The organism is Bradyrhizobium sp. B124 (genome assembly GCF_038967635.1).
Lineage (GTDB): Bacteria > Pseudomonadota > Alphaproteobacteria > Rhizobiales > Xanthobacteraceae > Bradyrhizobium.
Genome location: NZ_CP152413.1, coordinates 6,182,975 through 6,200,083, shown reverse-complemented (window position 1 = coordinate 6,200,083; position 17,109 = coordinate 6,182,975). Strand labels below are relative to the sequence as shown.

Annotated in this window: 17 protein-coding genes; 11 read left to right on the top strand and 6 right to left on the bottom strand. The window is 66.0% G+C overall.

Going from position 1 to position 17,109, the window contains the following annotated elements; genetic code table 11:
• Positions 1-3 precede the first annotated feature (3 nt).
• Positions 4-942 carry an alpha/beta hydrolase gene (locus tag AAFG13_RS29440; RefSeq protein ID WP_342709000.1) on the bottom strand — a complete coding sequence of 313 codons (939 nt, stop codon included), beginning with the start codon at positions 940-942 and terminating at the stop codon, positions 4-6.
• Positions 943-1,116: 174 nt separating this feature from the next.
• On the opposite strand from AAFG13_RS29440, the gene AAFG13_RS29435 reads away from it, so the two are divergent.
• The 6 genes from AAFG13_RS29435 to AAFG13_RS29410 all read left to right on the top strand — a co-directional run bounded on the left by AAFG13_RS29435 (position 1,117) and on the right by AAFG13_RS29410 (position 7,008).
• A complete protein-coding gene (locus tag AAFG13_RS29435; protein WP_342708999.1) occupies positions 1,117-1,932 on the top strand; it encodes an MBL fold metallo-hydrolase in 816 nt (271 codons plus the stop codon).
• A 119-nt stretch (positions 1,933-2,051) separates the two neighbouring features.
• The gene (locus tag AAFG13_RS29430; protein WP_342708998.1) at positions 2,052-3,047 is read left to right on the top strand and encodes an aldo/keto reductase; all 996 of its coding nucleotides are present in this window, start codon (positions 2,052-2,054) and stop codon (positions 3,045-3,047) included.
• The gene (locus tag AAFG13_RS29425) at positions 3,047-3,508 is read left to right on the top strand and encodes a MerR family transcriptional regulator (protein ID WP_212311799.1); all 462 of its coding nucleotides are present in this window, start codon (positions 3,047-3,049) and stop codon (positions 3,506-3,508) included. Before AAFG13_RS29430 ends, AAFG13_RS29425 begins: the two co-directional genes overlap by 1 nt.
• Positions 3,509-3,542: 34 nt before the next feature.
• The gene (locus tag AAFG13_RS29420; protein WP_342708997.1) at positions 3,543-4,931 is read left to right on the top strand and encodes an MFS transporter; all 1,389 of its coding nucleotides are present in this window, start codon (positions 3,543-3,545) and stop codon (positions 4,929-4,931) included.
• A gap of 83 nt (positions 4,932-5,014) precedes the next feature.
• On the top strand, positions 5,015-6,064 hold the full coding sequence (locus AAFG13_RS29415; RefSeq protein ID WP_342708996.1) for an amidohydrolase family protein: 1,050 nt from the start codon (positions 5,015-5,017) through the stop codon (positions 6,062-6,064).
• Between the two features lie 11 nt (positions 6,065-6,075).
• Entirely contained in the window at positions 6,076-7,008 is a 933-nt protein-coding gene (locus AAFG13_RS29410; protein WP_212311803.1) for a GNAT family N-acetyltransferase, read from the top strand.
• Positions 7,009-7,187: 179 nt separating this feature from the next.
• Here AAFG13_RS29410 and AAFG13_RS29405 read toward each other — a convergent pair whose 3' ends face one another.
• From AAFG13_RS29405 to AAFG13_RS29395, 3 genes are all read right to left on the bottom strand, one after another.
• Positions 7,188-8,444, bottom strand: coding sequence for an aminopeptidase (locus AAFG13_RS29405; protein ID WP_342708995.1), 1,257 nt, complete (start codon positions 8,442-8,444; stop codon positions 7,188-7,190).
• A gap of 119 nt (positions 8,445-8,563) precedes the next feature.
• Positions 8,564-9,925 carry a 3-carboxy-cis,cis-muconate cycloisomerase gene (pcaB, locus tag AAFG13_RS29400; protein ID WP_342708994.1) on the bottom strand — a complete coding sequence of 454 codons (1,362 nt, stop codon included), beginning with the start codon at positions 9,923-9,925 and terminating at the stop codon, positions 8,564-8,566.
• Between the two features lie 60 nt (positions 9,926-9,985).
• Entirely contained in the window at positions 9,986-10,375 is a 390-nt protein-coding gene (locus AAFG13_RS29395) for a carboxymuconolactone decarboxylase family protein (RefSeq protein ID WP_097670965.1), read from the bottom strand.
• A gap of 137 nt (positions 10,376-10,512) precedes the next feature.
• On the opposite strand from AAFG13_RS29395, the gene AAFG13_RS29390 reads away from it, so the two are divergent.
• The 4 genes from AAFG13_RS29390 to AAFG13_RS29375 are packed head-to-tail and all read left to right on the top strand — an operon-like array spanning position 10,513 to position 14,118.
• Positions 10,513-11,472: a tripartite tricarboxylate transporter substrate-binding protein gene (locus AAFG13_RS29390; protein WP_342708993.1), complete on the top strand. Its 960-nt coding sequence runs from the start codon at positions 10,513-10,515 to the stop codon at positions 11,470-11,472.
• 19 nt (positions 11,473-11,491) lie between these two features.
• A complete protein-coding gene (locus AAFG13_RS29385) occupies positions 11,492-12,379 on the top strand; it encodes an NAD(P)-dependent oxidoreductase (RefSeq protein ID WP_342708992.1) in 888 nt (295 codons plus the stop codon).
• On the top strand, positions 12,376-13,356 hold the full coding sequence (locus tag AAFG13_RS29380) for a Gfo/Idh/MocA family oxidoreductase (RefSeq protein ID WP_342708991.1): 981 nt from the start codon (positions 12,376-12,378) through the stop codon (positions 13,354-13,356). The genes AAFG13_RS29385 and AAFG13_RS29380 overlap by 4 nt, the downstream gene beginning before the upstream one ends.
• Positions 13,357-13,362: 6 nt before the next feature.
• A complete protein-coding gene (locus AAFG13_RS29375; RefSeq protein WP_342708990.1) occupies positions 13,363-14,118 on the top strand; it encodes a GntR family transcriptional regulator in 756 nt (251 codons plus the stop codon).
• A 59-nt stretch (positions 14,119-14,177) separates the two neighbouring features.
• Here AAFG13_RS29375 and AAFG13_RS29370 read toward each other — a convergent pair whose 3' ends face one another.
• Positions 14,178-14,375 carry a hypothetical protein gene (locus AAFG13_RS29370; protein ID WP_342708989.1) on the bottom strand — a complete coding sequence of 66 codons (198 nt, stop codon included), beginning with the start codon at positions 14,373-14,375 and terminating at the stop codon, positions 14,178-14,180.
• A 314-nt stretch (positions 14,376-14,689) separates the two neighbouring features.
• Here AAFG13_RS29370 and AAFG13_RS29365 point away from each other — a divergent pair, with 314 nt between their 5' ends.
• A complete protein-coding gene (locus tag AAFG13_RS29365; RefSeq protein WP_212311811.1) occupies positions 14,690-14,866 on the top strand; it encodes a hypothetical protein in 177 nt (58 codons plus the stop codon).
• Between the two features lie 612 nt (positions 14,867-15,478).
• Here the strand turns inward: AAFG13_RS29365 and AAFG13_RS29360 are convergent.
• Positions 15,479-17,035, bottom strand: coding sequence for a serine hydrolase (locus tag AAFG13_RS29360; protein WP_342708988.1), 1,557 nt, complete (start codon positions 17,033-17,035; stop codon positions 15,479-15,481).
• Between the last annotated feature and the right edge of the window lie 74 nt (positions 17,036-17,109).

Below are 17,109 nucleotides of genomic sequence, written 5' to 3'. Positions count from 1 at the left end.
ACGTTAACCCTTCACCAGCTCCATCACCGCCGCGGCGAACGCCTCCGGCGCTTCCTGCGGCAGATTGTGTCCGGCGCCCGGGATCACGCGATGCGCCGGGCGGGCGGTGTATCTTGCCGCGCTGGCGCTGCCGTCGCGCGCAGGCGTCACCCCGTCATCGGCACCGTCGAGCGTGATGGTGGGGACCGTAATCACCGGCAGCGCGTCCAGCCGCCGCTGCAAATCCGCATATCGCGGATCCCCATCGGCGAGGCCGAAGCGATGCCGGTAGCTGTGGATCACGACGTCGACATAATCGGGATTGTCGAATGCGACCGCGGTCCGCTCGAAGCACGCATCGTCGAATACCCAGCTCGGCGACCATTGCGACCACAATATCCGTGCAATGCCGCGCCGGTTGGCGGCGAGCCCGGCGCGACCGCGCTCGAGCTGGAAGTAGTACTGATACCACAGCGGCACCTCGCGCTCCGGGCGCGCCGGCACCATCGCATGCGCGATGTCCTGGATCATGTAGCCGTTGGTGCAGACGAGCCCGATGCAGCGCTCCGGCCACAGCGCCGCACCGATCGAGGCGGCGCGGCCGCCCCAGTCATAGCCGGCGACCACCGCGCGCTTGATGTCGAGCGCGTCCATCAGCGCGATCAGGTCGGCCCCGACCGCCGCCTGCTCGCCCGAGCGCGGCGTCGCCTTGTCGCGGAACGCCGTCGGGCCGTAGCCACGCAGATAGGGCACGATGACCCGGCAGCCCTGCGCCGCCAGCAGCGGAGCGACGTCCACATAGGAATGGATGTCGTAGGGAAAGCCGTGCATCAGCATGACGGCGGGACCGTCGGCCGGGCCAGCCTCATAATAGGCGATGTCGAGCACGCCTGCGTCGACTTGGCGCAATGGCTCGAGCCGTTTGGTGGATGATGCGCGCGGCGCGGAGCTATTGTCAGTCACGCAGAACTCCCTGATCGCTGTGATCTGCGCGGCATGATAGCGCCTGCCAATGAAATAATCGCCCGGATCGTATTGCAGCCTACGCCATGGAGCGATGCGCCCGCCTCATCATGACGGCACGCCAATTGCGCGATAGTCTGATGCCGGCGGATATCGCCGAAGGCGGAACAGGTCATGCTGAGATTGCTCGCCGCGCTCGTCTTGCTGGGAACGTTCACCAGCCACACCCTGGCGCAGGATGCCGAGCGCAGCGAGTGCCTGGCGATGGCCAATGCGCCGCCCCGCGCCGTCCCGGTGAACTACCGGCGCATCGCGGCCAAAGCCGACGAGGTCGCGATCACCTATGCCGGCCATTCGACCTATTACATCGACACGCCCGGCGGCATCAGGATCGCGACCGATTACAACGGCGTCTATCAGACCGGGCGGCTGCCCGACATCGCCACCATGAACCGGGCCCACGCGACGCATTACACGCTGTTTCCCGACCCCGGGATTCCGCACGTGCTGCATGGCTGGGGCGAGAAGGGCCAGGCCGCGCATTACGGGATGCGGATCGGCGACGTCTATATCCGCAACGTCACCACCGACATCCGCCGCTATTGGGGCGAGGACTCCGGCGGCGAGATGATCAAGGACGGCAACTCGATCTTCATCTTCGAGGTCGCCGGCCTCTGCATCGGCCATCTCGGCCACCTCCACGTCAAGCTCGACGACAGCCATTTCGCGGCGATCGGCCGGCTCGACATCGTGATGGTGCCGATCGACGGCACCTATACGATGTCGCTCGACGGCATCTCCGAGATCACCAAGCGGTTGCGCGCCGCCGTCGTGCTGCCGATGCACCGGTTCGCCACCCCGCTCGACGAGTTCATGCGCCTGATCGGCCAGCAATTCGAGATCGACCGCCGCGGCGGCGAGCACACCTTGCGGATCTCGCGCGACACGCTGCCGGCGACCCCAACGGTGATCATCCTCGACGGCGTGTAAGGCGCCCGACTGCCCCTGACACGATTTCGTGCGCCGGCACTTTCGCGCTTGACCTAGAGTATACTCTAGCTTGTTCACTCGGGATTGTCCGGTAACACCCGGCCACGAGGACCAATCGCATGACACCTTCAAGCAAGCTCCCGCACCGCAGACTCGGCAATGACGGCCCGCAGGTTTCCGCCGTCGGGCTCGGCTGCATGTCGCTGTCCGGCGTCTACGGCGCCAACGACGATACGGCGACGCCCGACTTCATCCGCTACGCCATCGACCGCGGCATCGACTTCCTCGACAGCGCCGATCTCTATGGCTGGGGCCACAACGAGGAATTGCTGGGCCGCGCGCTGAAGGGCCTGCGCGACAGGGTCGTGATCGCGACCAAATTCGGTCAGGTGAAGACCGCGACCGGACAGAGCGTGGACGGACGGCCCGCTTATGTCCAAGAAGCCTGCGAGGCGAGCCTGAAGCGGCTCAACATCGAAACTATCGATCTCTACTACCAGCACCGCATCGATCCGAACGTTCCGATCGAGGATACGGTCGGCGCGATGGCGCGCCTCGTCGAGCAAGGCAAGGTTCGCCATCTCGGCCTGTGCGAGGCGCGCCCTGAAACCATTCGCCGCGCGCACAAGGTGCACAGACTGGCCGCGGTGCAGACCGAATATTCCCTGCTGTACCGCAGCGAGGCCGAGGAGACCCTGCAGACGACGCGGGCGCTCGGCATCGCCTTCGTCGCCTATTCGCCGCTCGGCCGCGGCTTCCTGACCGGCCAGATCCAGTCGCAGGCCGACATCGCGGGCGATCGCCGCGGCGACCATCCGCGCTTCGCCGGCGATAATTTTGCCCGCAACCGCGATCTCGTCAGCGGCATCGTGACGATCGCACACGAGAAGAATTGCACACCGGCTCAGCTCGTGCTCGCCTGGCTGCTGGCGCAGGGACAGGACGTCGTGCCGATTCCCGGCACCAAGCAGCGTAGCCGGCTGGACGAGAACATCGACGCCCTCGACGTGGTGCTTTCGCCGGACGAGCTGGCACGGATCTCAGCAGCCATCCCGGCCGGCGCCGCGGCAGGTGAGCGCTATCCGGCCGGCGCGATGAAGGCGGTCTATCTGTGATGGACGCCCGGACACCCAATTTGCAGGCGACGCCGAACGCACTCTACATCGGCGACATCGCGCGGCGCTCCGGCCGAAGCGTGCATACCATCCGCTGGTATGAAGCGCAGGGCCTGATGCCCGGCGTCGTCAGAGACCGCGGCCGCCGCCGCGTCTACAACGACTATCACATCGGCTGGCTCGATCTGATGGAGCGGCTGCGCTTGACCGGGATGTCGATCAAGCAGCTTCGCGACTATACCACGCTCGTGAAGCAGGGCAGCGCGACCTTGCGCAAGCGCCGCGCGCTGCTCGCCGAGCACCAGCTCCGCGTCCGGGCCATGATCGCCAAATGGACCGAAGCGCTCGCGCTGGTCGACGCCAAGATCGAGTTCTACGACGAGTGGGTCGCGGCAGGCACGCGGCCCAAGGTCTCGCCACAGCAGCGCGCCCGCGCCAAGCGGTCCGCCACCAGGGCCTGAACGCCCAACCCGACATCGAATAGCAGGATCCGCGATGGACGATATGCTTCGGCGTAAACCCTTTGCCATGCGCGCATCGCAGCGGCTGACGCTGCTGACGCTGTGCCTCGCCGTCACGATCGCGCATATCGATACGTTCATCGTCAATCTCGGCGCGCGCGCGATCGGTAATCATTTCGGTGCGGGTGTCGATGAGCTGCAATGGATCGTCGACAGCTACAATCTGGTCTACGCGGTCTCGCTGCTGACCGGCGGAATGCTCGCGGACAGATATGGCCGGCGCCGAATCCTGATCTGCGGCGCTCTGATCTTCACTTTCGCGTCGCTGCTGTGCGCGGCCGCGCCGTCCGCGCTGGTGCTGATCGGCGGTCGCGCCCTCACCGGCGCCGGCGGCGCGCTGATGATTCCGGCCTCGCTTGCGATCATCCGGGTGGTCTGGGACCGGCCGGAGGAGCGCGCCCGTGCGCTTGGTATCTGGGCCGCCTGCAACGGCGTCGCCATGGCACTGGGACCGAGCCTTGGCGGGCTGCTGATCCCATGGTTGGGCTGGCGCAGCATCTTCCTGGTGATCGTGCCGTTCGGCCTGCTCGTCGTACTGATGGCTGGGTCGACGATCCCGGAATCGGTGAACCCGCAGCGGCGCGCGGTCGACATTCCGGCCCAGCTCTGCGGTGCATTGGCGCTTGGAAGCCTGACCTATGCCGCCATCGGCGCACAATCGGCGCCGGGCGCGATGACCGCCGCGCTGCTCGTTGCTGCGCTTTCAGCGACCCTGTTGATCGCGGTCGAAAGGAGAAAGGGCTCGGAGGCGCTGCTGTCGCCGGATATCCTCAGCGCACGCCGGTTCCGCGCCGCCATGATCGCCACCACGGGCATGACATTCGGCGGGTACGGCATGGTCTTCGTGCTGCCGCTGGCGTGGCAGTCGAGCGGACGGCTCGATGCCGCGGCAAGCGCCGCCGCGCTGCTGCCGATGTCGCTGGTCTTCGTGATGGTCTCACCGTTCTCCGGCATGCAGTCGGAAAAGCTCGGGCTGCGCGCGGCCACCTCGGGCGGCGTGACGCTGATGGGTGTCGGCCTCCTGATGATTGGCCTTGGTGGCCTGCGACCGGACATCGCCCTGGCCGAGTTCGGACTGGCCATCACCGGCCTCGGGCTCGGCCTCGCGGCCGGGCCGCTCTCGGCGATGGCGGTCGGCGACGTCGCCGCCGCGCGGGCCGGTACGGCTGCGGCGCTGATCAACGTGGCCCGGATCAGCGGCGCGACGATCGGGGTTGCGGTGCTCGGCGCGTGCTACGCGGCAACCGGCGGCGGCAGCCACGGCCTGCTGCTCACGATGATCGCCGGAAGCCTCGTCCAGTTCGCTGGCGCCGGCGTGGCGTGGATGGTGACAGGGCACGAGGCGCCACGCCTGCGCATTTGACCTGTTCGCGCGCGGCTCGTTATCCTCCCTGCAGCCGACACCGGATCGGCGGCCGACAAGAGCAAGAACAGGGAGCATCATCCATGGCCAGCACTCTGCCCGCCTCTGCGAGCGGGCTCTATGCCAATCCGCGCGAAGACTGGCTCGCCCAATACACCGAGGAGATCATCGATCCCAACAGGCCGATCGTCGATCCGCACCATCATCTCTGGGACCGCGGGGGCTTGCGCTATCTGATCGAGGAGATGCGCGACGACATCGCCTCGGGCCACAACATCGTGGCGACCGTCTATGTCGACTGCCGGTCGATGTATCGCGCCGACGGGCCGGAGGCGTTCCGGCCGGTCGGCGAGGTCGAGTTCGCCAACGGCGTCGCGGCGATGGCGGCGAGCGGCGGCTATGGCAAGGCGGCGATTTGCGCCGGCATCGTCAGCCACGTTAACCTTCTGATCGGCGACCAGGCCAAGGCGGTGCTGGAGGCTGAGATCGCCGCCGGCAACGGCCGGTTCCGCGGCATCCGCCACTCCTCGGCCTGGGACGAGGACCCCAATGTCGCCCACATGTATGCCAATCGCCCGAAGGGCATCTTGCTGGATGCCACCTTTCGTAGGGGGTTCGCCTGCTTGGCGCCGCTCGGCCTCAGCTTCGATGCCTGGCTGTTCCACCCGCAGATCGGCCAGCTGACCGACCTCGCCCGCGCCTTTCCCGACACCCGGATCGTGCTCGACCATTGCGGCGGTCCGGTCGGCACCGGCCGTTTCGCCGGCAAGCGCGAGGAGACCTTTCCGGTCTGGAAGGCGTCGATCCAGGAGATCGCCAAATGCCCGAACGTCGTGGTCAAGCTCGGCGGGCTGGCGATGTGCCTGCTCGGCTACGACTTCCACCTCCGCCCCAGGCCGCCGTCGTCGGAGGAACTCGCCGCCGCCTGGCGGCCCTATGTGGAGACCTGCATCGAGGCGTTCGGCCCGAGCCGTTGCATGTTCGAAAGCAACTTCCCACCTGATAAGGGACAGTGCAGCTATCAGGTGATCTTCAACACCTTTAAACGACTTGCATCACAATATAGCGAAGCCGAGAAGACGGCGTTGTTCTTGCAGACGGCAAAGGATGTCTATCGGCTCGATATCGGGTAAACTTGCGACTCATGGATGACAGCATCACCATCCGGCCGCTTCGTGAGGCTGATGCAGAAGCGGTGGTCGAACTCTACGCAAAGGCGGCTGCGGTGGAACCGCGGCTGGGCCCTGTCACGCTGCCGCAGTGGGATCAGTTCCTGAAACTGCCGCAGAACCGTGGCGGCCGCGACTTCCGCATTGCCGAGCGGAACGGCCGACTCCTTGGCCTCGCTGAGTCATCGTTGCGCGATCAGGGCGCGCATCATTCCCGGTTCCTCAAGATCGTCGTCGCGCCTGAGGTCCGGCGCCGGCGGATTGGCCTCGCGCTGTTCGACGACGTGCTTGCGATCGACACCGATCCCGATCTCACCGTCCAGACGCTGGTGAGCAGCGATTGGCCGGCGGGAATGGCGTTCGTGGCCGCTTTCGGCTTTGTTCATGTCGAGTCCGAAATCGGGATGAAATGCGTCGAGCCGTTGCAGCCGGCGCGCACGCTCGCGGCGGCCCGCGCCACCATCGAACAGGTCAGCGACGTCACCGCCTGCGCCGGCGAGGTGGCGCGCCTCCACAACGCCGCCTATGCCTCGGACTCCGCGTTCCGCCGGTATTCGCCGGAGGAGATGGCGCAGGTCCTGACCGAGAGCGAAGTCTGGATCGCGTCGGAAGATGGCCAGATGTCGGGCTTCTGCCTGACCGAGCCGGAGCGGAACTCGATGTGGATCGAGTCGGTCGCCGTCGACCCGGCACGGCAGGGACGCGGGCTCGGCCAGCTGCTGGTCTATCGCGTGCTGGCCGCACACGACGTGTCGGTCGAACATCCCTGCTGGCTCAACGTCTCGAGCCGCAACGCACCCGCGCTGAAGATCTACCGCCGGCTCGGCTTCCGGCCCCAGCACGAGACCTGCCGCTTCAGCGCACCGCGAGGCGAATTGCTCGCCGCGCGTGAGCTGCGATTCCACTAGCCGGCCTTTTGTAATGGTTCGAGCACACTAATTTTTCCCCGTCACCCTGAGGTGTGAGCGAAGCGAGCCTCGAAGGGCGAACGGCCGAGGTCTCTCCGCACCGCGATATCCGGGCCGTGCATCCTTCGAGGCTCACTTCGTTCGCACCTCAGGATGACGGGACTGAGTGGTAGCGGCTGCTACGCCCACTCGCCCTTGCGGAACACCGGCACGCTGCGGCCGTCGGCGTGGATGCCGTCGATGTCGGTGTGGGCGGAGCCGATCATCCAGTCGATATGGATCAGGCTCTTGTTACCGCCCTGCTCGGCGATCTGCTGCGGCGTCAGCTTGTCGCCGTTAACGAAGCATTTCGAGTAGCACTGGCCGAGCGCGATGTGCGAGGCGGCATTCTCGTCGAACAGCGTGTTGAAGAACAACAGCCCGCTCTTCGAGATCGGCGAGGAATGCGGCACCAGCGCGACCTCGCCGAGGCGGCGTGCGCCCTCGTCGGTGTCGAGCACCTTGTTCAACACTTCCTCGCCGCGCGAGGCCTTGGCCTCGACGATGCGGCCGTCCTCGAACTTGACCGAAATGTTGTCGATCAGCGTGCCCTGATAGGACAGCGGCTTGGAGCTGACGACGTGGCCGCTGACGCGGCGGCAGTGCGGCGTCGTAAACACTTCTTCGGTCGGAATGTTGGCATTGCAGACAATGCCGTTCTTGGCGGTCGACGCGCCGCCTTCCCATTCATGACCATCGGCAAGGCCGATGGTGAGGTCCATGCCGGGACCGGAATATTTCAATGCGTGGAAGCGCTGGCCGTTCAGCCATTCGGTGCGCTCGCGCAGCCTGGCATTGTGCTGCTCCCAGTTGGCGACGGCGCCGTCCTGATCGACCCGGGACGCGGAGAAGATCGCGTCCGCGAGTTTCGCCACCGCGACGTCCTCGGCATCATCGGGGAATACCTGCTTCGCCCAGGACGTGCTCGGATAGGCGATGATGTTCCAGTTGGTGTCGAAATTGACGATCTTCTGCAGCGCCGGCTGGTAGGCGATCGAATTGGCCTTGCTGGCGCGTGCCACCTTGGTCGGGTCTTCGCCCGACAGCAGCATCGGATTGTCGCCGACGATCGCAAGCCGCGCCGTGTTGGCGCCGAACGCCTTCGCCATGCCCTCGTAGAGCCAGCTCGCGGCACGATCGAAGCTCGCATCGTTGGCGTAGCGGTAGCGCGCCAGCGTGAGCTCTTCGTCCGAGAAGAATGGGGTCACGAGACCCGCGCCGGCCTTGTAGGCATGCTCCGCCACCCGCCGCACCAGCGGCATTGCCGCCGCAGGCGCCGTCAGCAGCAGATCCTGTCCCGGCTGCAGCTGCAGGCCGACCTTGATCGCGACTTCGGCGAGCCGATCGAGTTTTACAGGATCGATCGAGGCGGAAAGGTTGCGTTGGTGTGCAGTCATGAAGTGTCCGGCCATGTCGTTTGAGGGCTTTAAAGGATTCGTAGTCCAATTCGATCCGCATTCGCAAGGTTCCCGCCCGCCGCACCCGATCACGCGACGGCGAGCAATTGCCGCGAATTTTACCGCTTCACAGACGCCAGCACCCGGTCGACCATCTCGGGCGCGAGGCCGAGATAGTTTTTCGGCGCGGTGAGGCGGTCGATCGTCGCCCGGTCGATCCGGCTCGCGACGCGATCATCCGCTGCCAGCGCCTCGGCCAGCGTCAGGCCCCTGTCGTTGGCGACACGGCAGGCGTCGTAGACCACATCATGCGCCTCCTGCCGGCCGATCGCGGGCGCGAGGCCCATCATCACGGCTTCAGCGACGATCAGCCCGCGGCTGATGTCGAGATTGCCGGCCATCCGCTTCTCGTCGACGATCAGGCCGCCAAGCGCGAACCTGGCCTGGTGCAGGGCGCCGGCGGTCAGTACGAAACTCTCCGGGATCGCCATCCATTCGGCGTGCCACGGGCCGGTGGCGCGTTCGAAATCCTGCACCATCGCGTCCAGCATCAACCCTGCATGCTGGCGCACCGCCTTGGAAGCGGCAAGCATCAGCTCCGACGAGATCGGGTTGCGCTTCTGCGGCATGGTCGAGGAGGCGCCGCGTCCCTTCACGAACGGTTCGTAGACTTCGCCGAACTCGGTCGACGCCATGATCATGATGTCGAGCGCGATCTTGCCGAGCGTCCCCGTCACCAGCGCGAGGAAATTCACCGCTTCCGCCAGACCGTCGCGCGCGACATGCCAGGTCGAGATTGGAATGCCGAGGCCGAGCTCCTCGCACAGCGCCTGCTGGACCTCGAAGCCCTTGTCACCCAGCGAGGCCAGCGTGCCGGCGGCGCCGGCGAACTGGCCGACCAGCACGCGCGGCTTCAGCTCCGCCAGCCGCGCGGCGTGGCGATCGAAGGCGGCGAGCCAGATCGCGGTCTTGTAGCCGAAGGTCACCGGCAGCGCCTGCTGCAGATGGGTGCGGCCGGCCATCGGCGTGTCGCGGTATTTCTTCGAGAGGTCGGCAAGGATGTCGCGCAACGCAGCGATGTCATCCTCGATAATCTTCAGGCCATCGCGCAGTTGCAGCACCACGGCGGTGTCCATGATGTCCTGCGTGGTGGCGCCCCAATGGACATAGCGGCCGGCCTCGCCGCACTGCTTCGCCATCTGATGCACCAGCGGCAGGATCGGATAGCCGACCACATCGGTTTCCTGCCGCAGCAGATCGAAATCGAACGCGGTGACATCGGTGCGCTTTGCGATCTCCTCGGCCGCTTCCGCGGGGATCACGCCGCAACGCGCTTCGGCTTTCGCGAGCGCCACTTCGACCTCGGCATAGCGCTGGAGCAGCCGCAGGTCGGAAAACACCTCACGCATCGCGCTTGTGCCGAAGGCATCGCGAAACAGCACGGAATCGAGCACGGTGGTCGAGGTCGGGAAGGCGGACATGGGCAAATCCTGTTGCCGTTCGCAGTCGGCAACGTCCCTATCACGGCGCAGGCCCGCGCCCTACCCCTCCGCCGGCGCCTCGCCGAACACCTCGGCTGCGATCTTGCTGGTCTCGATCGCGGCCGGAATGCCGCAATACATCGCGACCAGCAGTAGCACGTCCTGCACCTGCGCGGCGGTGCAGCCATTGGCCAGCGCGCCCTTGGCATGGACGCGGAACTCGGTCGGCTTGCTGCTCGCCGCGGTGATGCCGAGCATCACGAGGCTGCGGATCTGGTCGGACAGCCCGCTGCGCTCCCAGACGTCGCCATAGACGTAAGCATTGATGATGTTTTGCAGCGGCGTGCCAAAATCGCCGGCGGCCGCCATCCGCTTGGCGACATCGACCTCGCCGAACATCTTCTGGCGCCGGCGCAGTCCGCGGGCATGGAGATCGCTGGTGTCCACCATCGTCGTCTGGCTCCCCTGTATGGGCTATTTATACGGATAAATATGCCGCACCTCAATATTCGGATAGGCTTGATACTTGCCTTTCCGAGCTATTTGTCCGTATAAATCTGCCAAAAGCAGAGGCGGAGGGGACCGGGATGAAGTTACGGCTGGGGCTGCTCGTCGTCCTGCTCGCTGCGCTTCCGGCCTTGCCGGCTTTCGCGGCGGACGATTTCCCGCTACGGCCAATCAAGATCATCGTGCCTTTCCCGGCCGGCGCCGGGCCCGACAACGTCGCGCGGCTGGTCGGCCAGCATCTGCAGGACGCGTTCGGCCAGACCGTGCTGATCGAGAACCGCGCCGGCGCGCTCGGCAGCATCGGCGCCCAGGAAGTGGCTCGCAGCGCGCCCGACGGCTACACGCTGTTGATGGGCACCAACACCACCCATGCGAGCAACGTCGCGACGCTCAAGAGCCTGCCCTACGACCCGGTGAAGGATTTCGCGCCGGTGATCCGCACCACCACCACGGCGATGGTGCTTTTGGTCAACCCCAAGCTCGCGGCCAAGGACCTGCCGCAGTTCCTCAGCTACGCCAAGGCCACCGCCAATCTGACTGCCGGCTACGGCTCCGGCGCATCGCAGATCTCGATCGCGCAGCTGCAGTCGCGCGGCGGCCTGTCGCTGATCGCGGCGTCCTACCGCGGCGTGCCGCAAGCGATGACCGACGTGATGGCGGGGGTCATCGACCTGACCTTCGGCGACTTCTCGGTCGCGATCCCGCAGATGCAGGGCGGCACCTTGCGCGGGATCGCCGTGACATCGGCGACCCGCAACGAGCTGACGCCCGGCCTGCCCGCGCTCTCGGAAGCGATGCCCGGCTTCGAGGCCACCATCTGGTACGGGCTGTTCGCGCCCGCCGGGACGCCGGAACCGGTGGTCAACAAGATCTACGCCGAGTGCGCAAAGTACCTCGCGATGCCGGAGACCAGGAAGAAGCTCGCCGATGTCGGCGTGATGGTGGCGCCGCTGGCGCCGGCCGAGTTCGGCGCCTTCGTCAAGAGCGAGGTCGTGCGCTGGTCGGCCGAGGTGAAGGCGGCCGGCATCCAGCCGCAATAGCGCGAAGCGGCATTGCATCATGGCTCGCGAGACACCTGTCGGCATGATTGGCCTGGGCCTGATGGGATCGGCGCTTTCCGCGCGGCTGATCGATGCCGGCTTAGGCGTAATCGGCTTCGACATCGATGCCGCGAAGAGCGACGGCTTGCGGGCCAGCGGCGCCGAGTTCGCGGCCTTCGCCGCCGATGTGGCAGCGCGGTGCCGGACCATCGTCATTGCGGTGTACGACGCGACCCAGGTCACGGGCTTGCTGCCGGACCTTGCGAACGCCGAGCCGCCGCCGCTCGTGATCTGCGCCACGACCTGCGCGCCGGGCGAGATCACGACGATTGCCGAATTCGCCGCGCGCTCGCGCCTCTCCTTCATCGAAGCGCCGATCTCCGGCACCAGCGCCGAGGTCCGCGCGGGGACGGCCACCGCGCTGGTCGCCGGCGATCGCGACGTGATCGCAGCCGCCGCGGCGACGCTCGACATCCTCTGCCCGCAACGGATCAATGTCGGCGCGATCGGCAATGCCAGCCGCACCAAGCTCGCCATCAACCTGATCCTGCAGAACAACCGCGCCGCGCTCGCCGAAGGCATCGCCTTTGCCGAGAGCCTCGGCCTCGACGGCGCGACGTTCCTTGCGACGGCACGGCAATCGGCGGCATATTCCGCCGTGATGGACAGCAAGGGACCGAAGATGCTGGCGCGGGATTTCGCGCCGCAATCGCATATCGCACAGACCCTGAAGGACGCCGAACTGATCCTGAAGGAAGCCGGCCGGCACGGCCTGCCTCTGCCGCTGACCTCGATACAGGCCGAGCTGCTGCGCAAGGCGATCGCGCTTCAAGGCCCGGACAGCGACAGCGCCGCGGTCATCGAGGCGATCCGAGCCGGACGCGATCAGGACAGGGAACACACATGATCAACTGTGCGATCGCGGGCCTCGGCCGCTGGGGCCGCGCGCTGGTCGAGGCTGCGCAGGGCGAGCCGCGGCTTAGGATCGTCCGCGCGGTGGAACCCGACATGAGCGCCGCCGCGAGCTTTTGCGCAGCGCACGGTCTGTCCCCCGCGGCCAGCCTCGAGGCCGTGCTGGCCGAGCCCGCCATCGATGCCGTGCTGCTGGCAACACCGCATTCGCTGCACAGGAGCCAGGTGATCGCGGCCGCCGCGGCCGGTAAGCAGGTGTTTTGCGAGAAGCCGCTGGCGCTCAAACGTCGCGATGCGGCCGAGATGTTCGCGGCCTGCCACAACGCCGGCGTGCTGCTCGCGGTCGGACATAACCGCCGGTTCTGGCCGTCGATGCAGGCGCTGCGCGCGATTGTCGCCAGCGGCGAGCTCGGCACGATCCTGCATGTCGAGGGCCACAACAGCAACGAGAACTCGCAAGGCATCACGCAGGGCTGGCGGCTGTCGCCCGAGGAGTCGCCGGGCGGCGGGCTGACCGGCGCGGGACTGCATGTGCTCGACGGCTTCGTCAGCCTCCTTGGTCCTGCCCGACAGGTTTATGCCCGGTTGAGTGAACGCGAGCCCGGACCGCCGCCGCTCGACACTGCAACTTTAGCGATTGAATTTGTGAATGGCGTGAGTGCAACCCTTGCTACGGTCCGCGCAACACCGTTCTATTGGCGCGTGCATATGTTCGGGACGAAGGGATCCGCAGAGGTGCTCGACGAGGGGACGATGGTGCTACGGAAATCCGGCGAGGCGCCTGCGACGACGCGCTATCCGGCGGTTAACACGCTCACCGCGGAACTTGCGGCCTTTGCCGACGCGGTCGAACGCAAGCTGCCGTTCCCGGCGCCCGAAGCAGATGTGCTGGCTACGCTCGCCGCGTTCGAGGCCGCGTTGCAGTCGATGCAGTCTGGACATCCGGTTGCCTGCCATACGGCATACCAGTGATCCGCCATGTCTGAACAACCGGAGAGGGCGAGATCGTCCCGCTACCGCGACATCGCCACCGGGCTGCAGAAGGACATCCGTCTCGGCACCTACGCGGTCGGCAATCTGCTGCCGACCGAAACCGAGTTGATGGCGAGCTATCAGGCAAGCCGCCAGACCGTGCGCGAGGCGCTGCGCATCCTGATCGACCAGGGCCTGATCGTGCGCCGCGCCGGCCTCGGTTCGGTGGTGATCGCCTCCGAGCCGCCGGTGCTGTTCACCCACAGCGTCAAGTCGCTCGGCGAGTGGCTGCGCTATTCCAACGAGACCTACCGCGACGTGGTTGGCAGCAGCGACATCGTCGCCGACCGCAAGCTGGCTGCGCTCCTGAAATGCGAGCCCGGCAAGAGCTGGTTCCTGATCGAGGCCGTGCGCCGCTCCGACCAGTTCGCAGCACCGCTCGGCTGGACCGAGATCTACGTGCTGCGCCGGTTCGCCGATGTCGTGACGCGGCCCGACCACGGCCGCACTCCGGTGCATGAGCAGATCGCCAAGATGTATGGCCAGGTCACCGAGCGCGCGCAGATGGAAATCTTCGTGCGGGGCATGCCGGCGCCGATCGCCAAGGCACTCGGCGTCAAGACCGGATCGCCGGCGCTCACCGTGGTACGCCGCTACTACGGCCTGCGCGAGGAACTGTTCGAGGTCACCATCACCACGCACCCGGAAGGGCGCTACACCTACACGATGGACATGCAGCGCTCGCTGCGGCCGAAGCTTTAGGCTTTTGTGGAGACGCGTTGCCTTGACGCGAGCCGGAAGCCGCTTCGCTTGAAATCGCGCTAGCGCGCCCGGGCCAGATGCGTGCTGCTGGCAGAGGTATGTGCCATCTGCGGGGTGCCGCTCACGCCCCAGACCACGACCGCGATCAGCGCGGCCGCCCAGACATATGGCACAGCATTCGGCTTCTTCATTTCCGAGATCATCCCCAACGTCTCAGGTGCACCGACGAACCTTACAACCTCGGTCGTGAATCTCACGACCTCAATCGTCAGCGTCTCACCAGACACCCGTCCTTCACAACGCTACTAAGGTTAGACCTTGTCGGTTTCGGGACGTCTTCGTGCGAATCCAGAAATGATTTCGTGGGAACCGGGCCGTCTCATCCGAATTGATGAGACCGCGGGTCTACGGCTTCGGCGTTCGCGACAAGGCCGGGAGAATTTCCTGCTTAAATTTGAGTCAGATGCACAACAAACATTCCAAAGGGGCCCCGCTGAATTCTTTTTGATTGTCCGCCGGACTCCGGCCGTGGCATCAGGGCCTGTGACACTGCGATGACAGGGATTCTCCCGTGACTGCCCAATCGGCCAAACCGCAAGGCGGCTCCCGCCGCCACTCCAAGGAAACGCAGGACGAGGTGGCGCGGTCGCTGGAGCGGGAGCTGCAGTTCCTGACGGAAGAGCGCCAGGAACGCGCCCTTCGGCTCGGCCTCGACTTCGCAGCCAAGACGCCGAAGACCGACCACTAGGCGCGCTGCCGCGCCGCGACGCGAGGGCGCACAATCTCCGCAGCATTGCTGACCCGCGCGGCCATCTGACAATGGCCGGCGTGCGCGTTGGCGTGCGTCAGTCGTGATGCGCCCTGCTCCGGTCACGACGGCGAGGCCACCGTGCGGGAACGACGAGGCGATTCCGATTCACCTGTCAAACAGCTACTCGGTGTCATCACCCGCGCATGCGGGGTGATCCAGTATTCCAGAGACGCCAGGGCTTGAGCCGAGAAGCCGGGGCGTACTGGATCGCCCGGTCGAGCCGGGCGATGACAGTGCGGGTACCACACACGACTGTCGTCCTGGCGAAGGCCAGGACCCATAACCACAGGGTCGTGTTGTTGAGGAGGGCTGTCGCCCCAGCGTCGCGCAACAATCATCTTCGGTGGTTATGGGTCCCGGCCTTCGCCAGGACGACATCGCGTTTGTTGGACCGCCTGCGGACCATGCGTCCGCATTCTCGCGGCGCGTTTCGTCCGAGTTTTGCATCTCATTCCGCCCTCTCTCTTGAACAGAGGGCGCAGGGAAAGTCGGGTGCGTGCACACATCACCGTCATTGCACCGTGCGCGTTGCCTCAAAATAGCGAATCGTTATTGCGCGCCCTGCGCTTCCGCATCAACCTGCACATCGTGGCCGAAGCGATCCTTGCCGCTGAGCCTGGCCTTGCCGCCGTCGAACGTGAGCAGCCATCTGCGGTCGGTATCATCGCCGACCAGACGCAGGTCGATCGCAAACGTCTCACCGGTCTGCCACGTCCCTTTCAGCGCCATCACGCCGAGCGGCGTTGGCTGGCCGAGACGATAGGTGCCGTCGAGCCCGATCGGTCCCGCCAATTTGATGACCGGCCTCGCCGGATCCGGCGTCGCCGTTTCCAGCTCGTAGTGCGCGGACGGATCGGTCAGATGCAGCGTCAGCGCCCGCAGATTGAGGCCGTTGGGCGGGAAGCGCCAGGTCTTGCCCGAGATGGCGGCCGCAGTCTCGGGCACCGCACCAACCGCCGACGGCTTTTCCGTCGCGCCATCGCGCAGCGCCGCGGCAAGCTGATTGCCGCCGGCGGAGTTCACCGGCAGCGCCGTGTCGGACTTGACGGCGCCGGAAATGTCGTCGGCCATCCGGCCGAATGAGCAGTAGTCGCGCGCGGTCACGACCGTGACGATGTCGAGCGCGGGAAGGATCATGATCAGCTGGCAGCGGTCGCCGACCGCCATGAAGGCCTGCTGCTTCGGCATCACCCAGAAGAAATTGGCATAGCGCAGGGACCGATCGAACGAGGCGTGCATCTCTGTCGTCGCGTGCTTGATGCGATCGACCCAGCCGGACGGCAGCAGCCGCTGCCCCTCCCATTCGCCGTCATGCAGATACAGCAGCCCGATCTTGGCGGCGTCGCGCGGCGCGAGCAGCAGCCCGCCGCCGCCTTGCGTCAGCCCCGGCCCGATGCTGTGCCAGTAGGGCGCGGCGATCCCGAGCGGACGAAACAGTTTCGTCACCGCATAATCCCGCGCGCGCACGCCGGTGAGCTTGTTGATGATCGCGGCCAGCAGCTGCGGATTGCCGGTGTTGTAGTAGAACGCCTCGCCTGGCGCCTTCGCCATCGGACGGTCCAGGATGAACTGGATCGCATCGGGGCTGCGCCCCCATTCGATCAGCGACTCCGGCCTGCCGCCCTCGACGCCCTCCGTCCAGGCCATCCCCGAGGTCATGTCGAGCATGGTCTGGATCGTGATTGCCCGCTTGCGGTCATCGAGATTGGCGATGGTGCGGTCGCCGAAGAAATCCACCATGCGATGGTCGAGGCTGTCGAGCAAATTGTCCCTGAGCAGCATCGCGACCAGCGTGCCGGTCACCGCCTTGGTGACGGAATTGAAGAGATGCGGGATCTCCGGCGTGTACGGCGCATAGTAAGCGTCGAGCACGATCCGGCCATGACGCGCAATCAGGAGGCTATCGAAACTGTGAGCCGCGCCAAAGTTGACGAGCCGCGCCAGCGCGGCGGAATCCATCCCCTGCTCTTCCGGCGTCGAACTCTGCCACTGCCGGGTCGGCCACGCCGGATCGGCGGCGCCCTCCGCGCGGGCTGCGCCTGACCAGGCCGAGGCTGCGAGCAGCACTCCGCTCAGGATCGATACGGCCAGTCGTTTGAGATGCATGGCGGCTCGGCCTCATTTCTGCCCAAGAGAATAAGCGCACTCGTACATGTTTCCAGTCGTTTTCAGAGCGCATT

Excerpts from the sequence above, each read along its gene's own strand:
- AAFG13_RS29380 (WP_342708991.1), top strand. The coding sequence starts at position 12,376 with ATGATCAACTGTGCGATCGCGGGCCTCGGCCGCTGGGGCCGCGCGCTG.
- AAFG13_RS29375 (WP_342708990.1), top strand. The coding sequence starts at position 13,363 with ATGTCTGAACAACCGGAGAGGGCGAGATCGTCCCGCTACCGCGACATC.
- AAFG13_RS29405 (WP_342708995.1), bottom strand. The coding sequence starts at position 8,444 with ATGACTGCACACCAACGCAACCTTTCCGCCTCGATCGATCCTGTAAAA.
- AAFG13_RS29435 (WP_342708999.1), top strand. The coding sequence starts at position 1,117 with ATGCTGAGATTGCTCGCCGCGCTCGTCTTGCTGGGAACGTTCACCAGC.
- AAFG13_RS29390 (WP_342708993.1), top strand. The coding sequence starts at position 10,513 with ATGAAGTTACGGCTGGGGCTGCTCGTCGTCCTGCTCGCTGCGCTTCCG.
- AAFG13_RS29395 (WP_097670965.1), bottom strand. The coding sequence starts at position 10,375 with ATGGTGGACACCAGCGATCTCCATGCCCGCGGACTGCGCCGGCGCCAG.
- AAFG13_RS29430 (WP_342708998.1), top strand. The coding sequence starts at position 2,052 with ATGACACCTTCAAGCAAGCTCCCGCACCGCAGACTCGGCAATGACGGC.
- AAFG13_RS29410 (WP_212311803.1), top strand. The coding sequence starts at position 6,076 with ATGGATGACAGCATCACCATCCGGCCGCTTCGTGAGGCTGATGCAGAA.
- AAFG13_RS29425 (WP_212311799.1), top strand. The coding sequence starts at position 3,047 with ATGGACGCCCGGACACCCAATTTGCAGGCGACGCCGAACGCACTCTAC.
- pcaB (WP_342708994.1), bottom strand. The coding sequence starts at position 9,925 with ATGTCCGCCTTCCCGACCTCGACCACCGTGCTCGATTCCGTGCTGTTT.
- AAFG13_RS29415 (WP_342708996.1), top strand. The coding sequence starts at position 5,015 with ATGGCCAGCACTCTGCCCGCCTCTGCGAGCGGGCTCTATGCCAATCCG.
- AAFG13_RS29360 (WP_342708988.1), bottom strand. The coding sequence starts at position 17,035 with ATGCATCTCAAACGACTGGCCGTATCGATCCTGAGCGGAGTGCTGCTC.
- AAFG13_RS29385 (WP_342708992.1), top strand. The coding sequence starts at position 11,492 with ATGGCTCGCGAGACACCTGTCGGCATGATTGGCCTGGGCCTGATGGGA.
- AAFG13_RS29420 (WP_342708997.1), top strand. The coding sequence starts at position 3,543 with ATGGACGATATGCTTCGGCGTAAACCCTTTGCCATGCGCGCATCGCAG.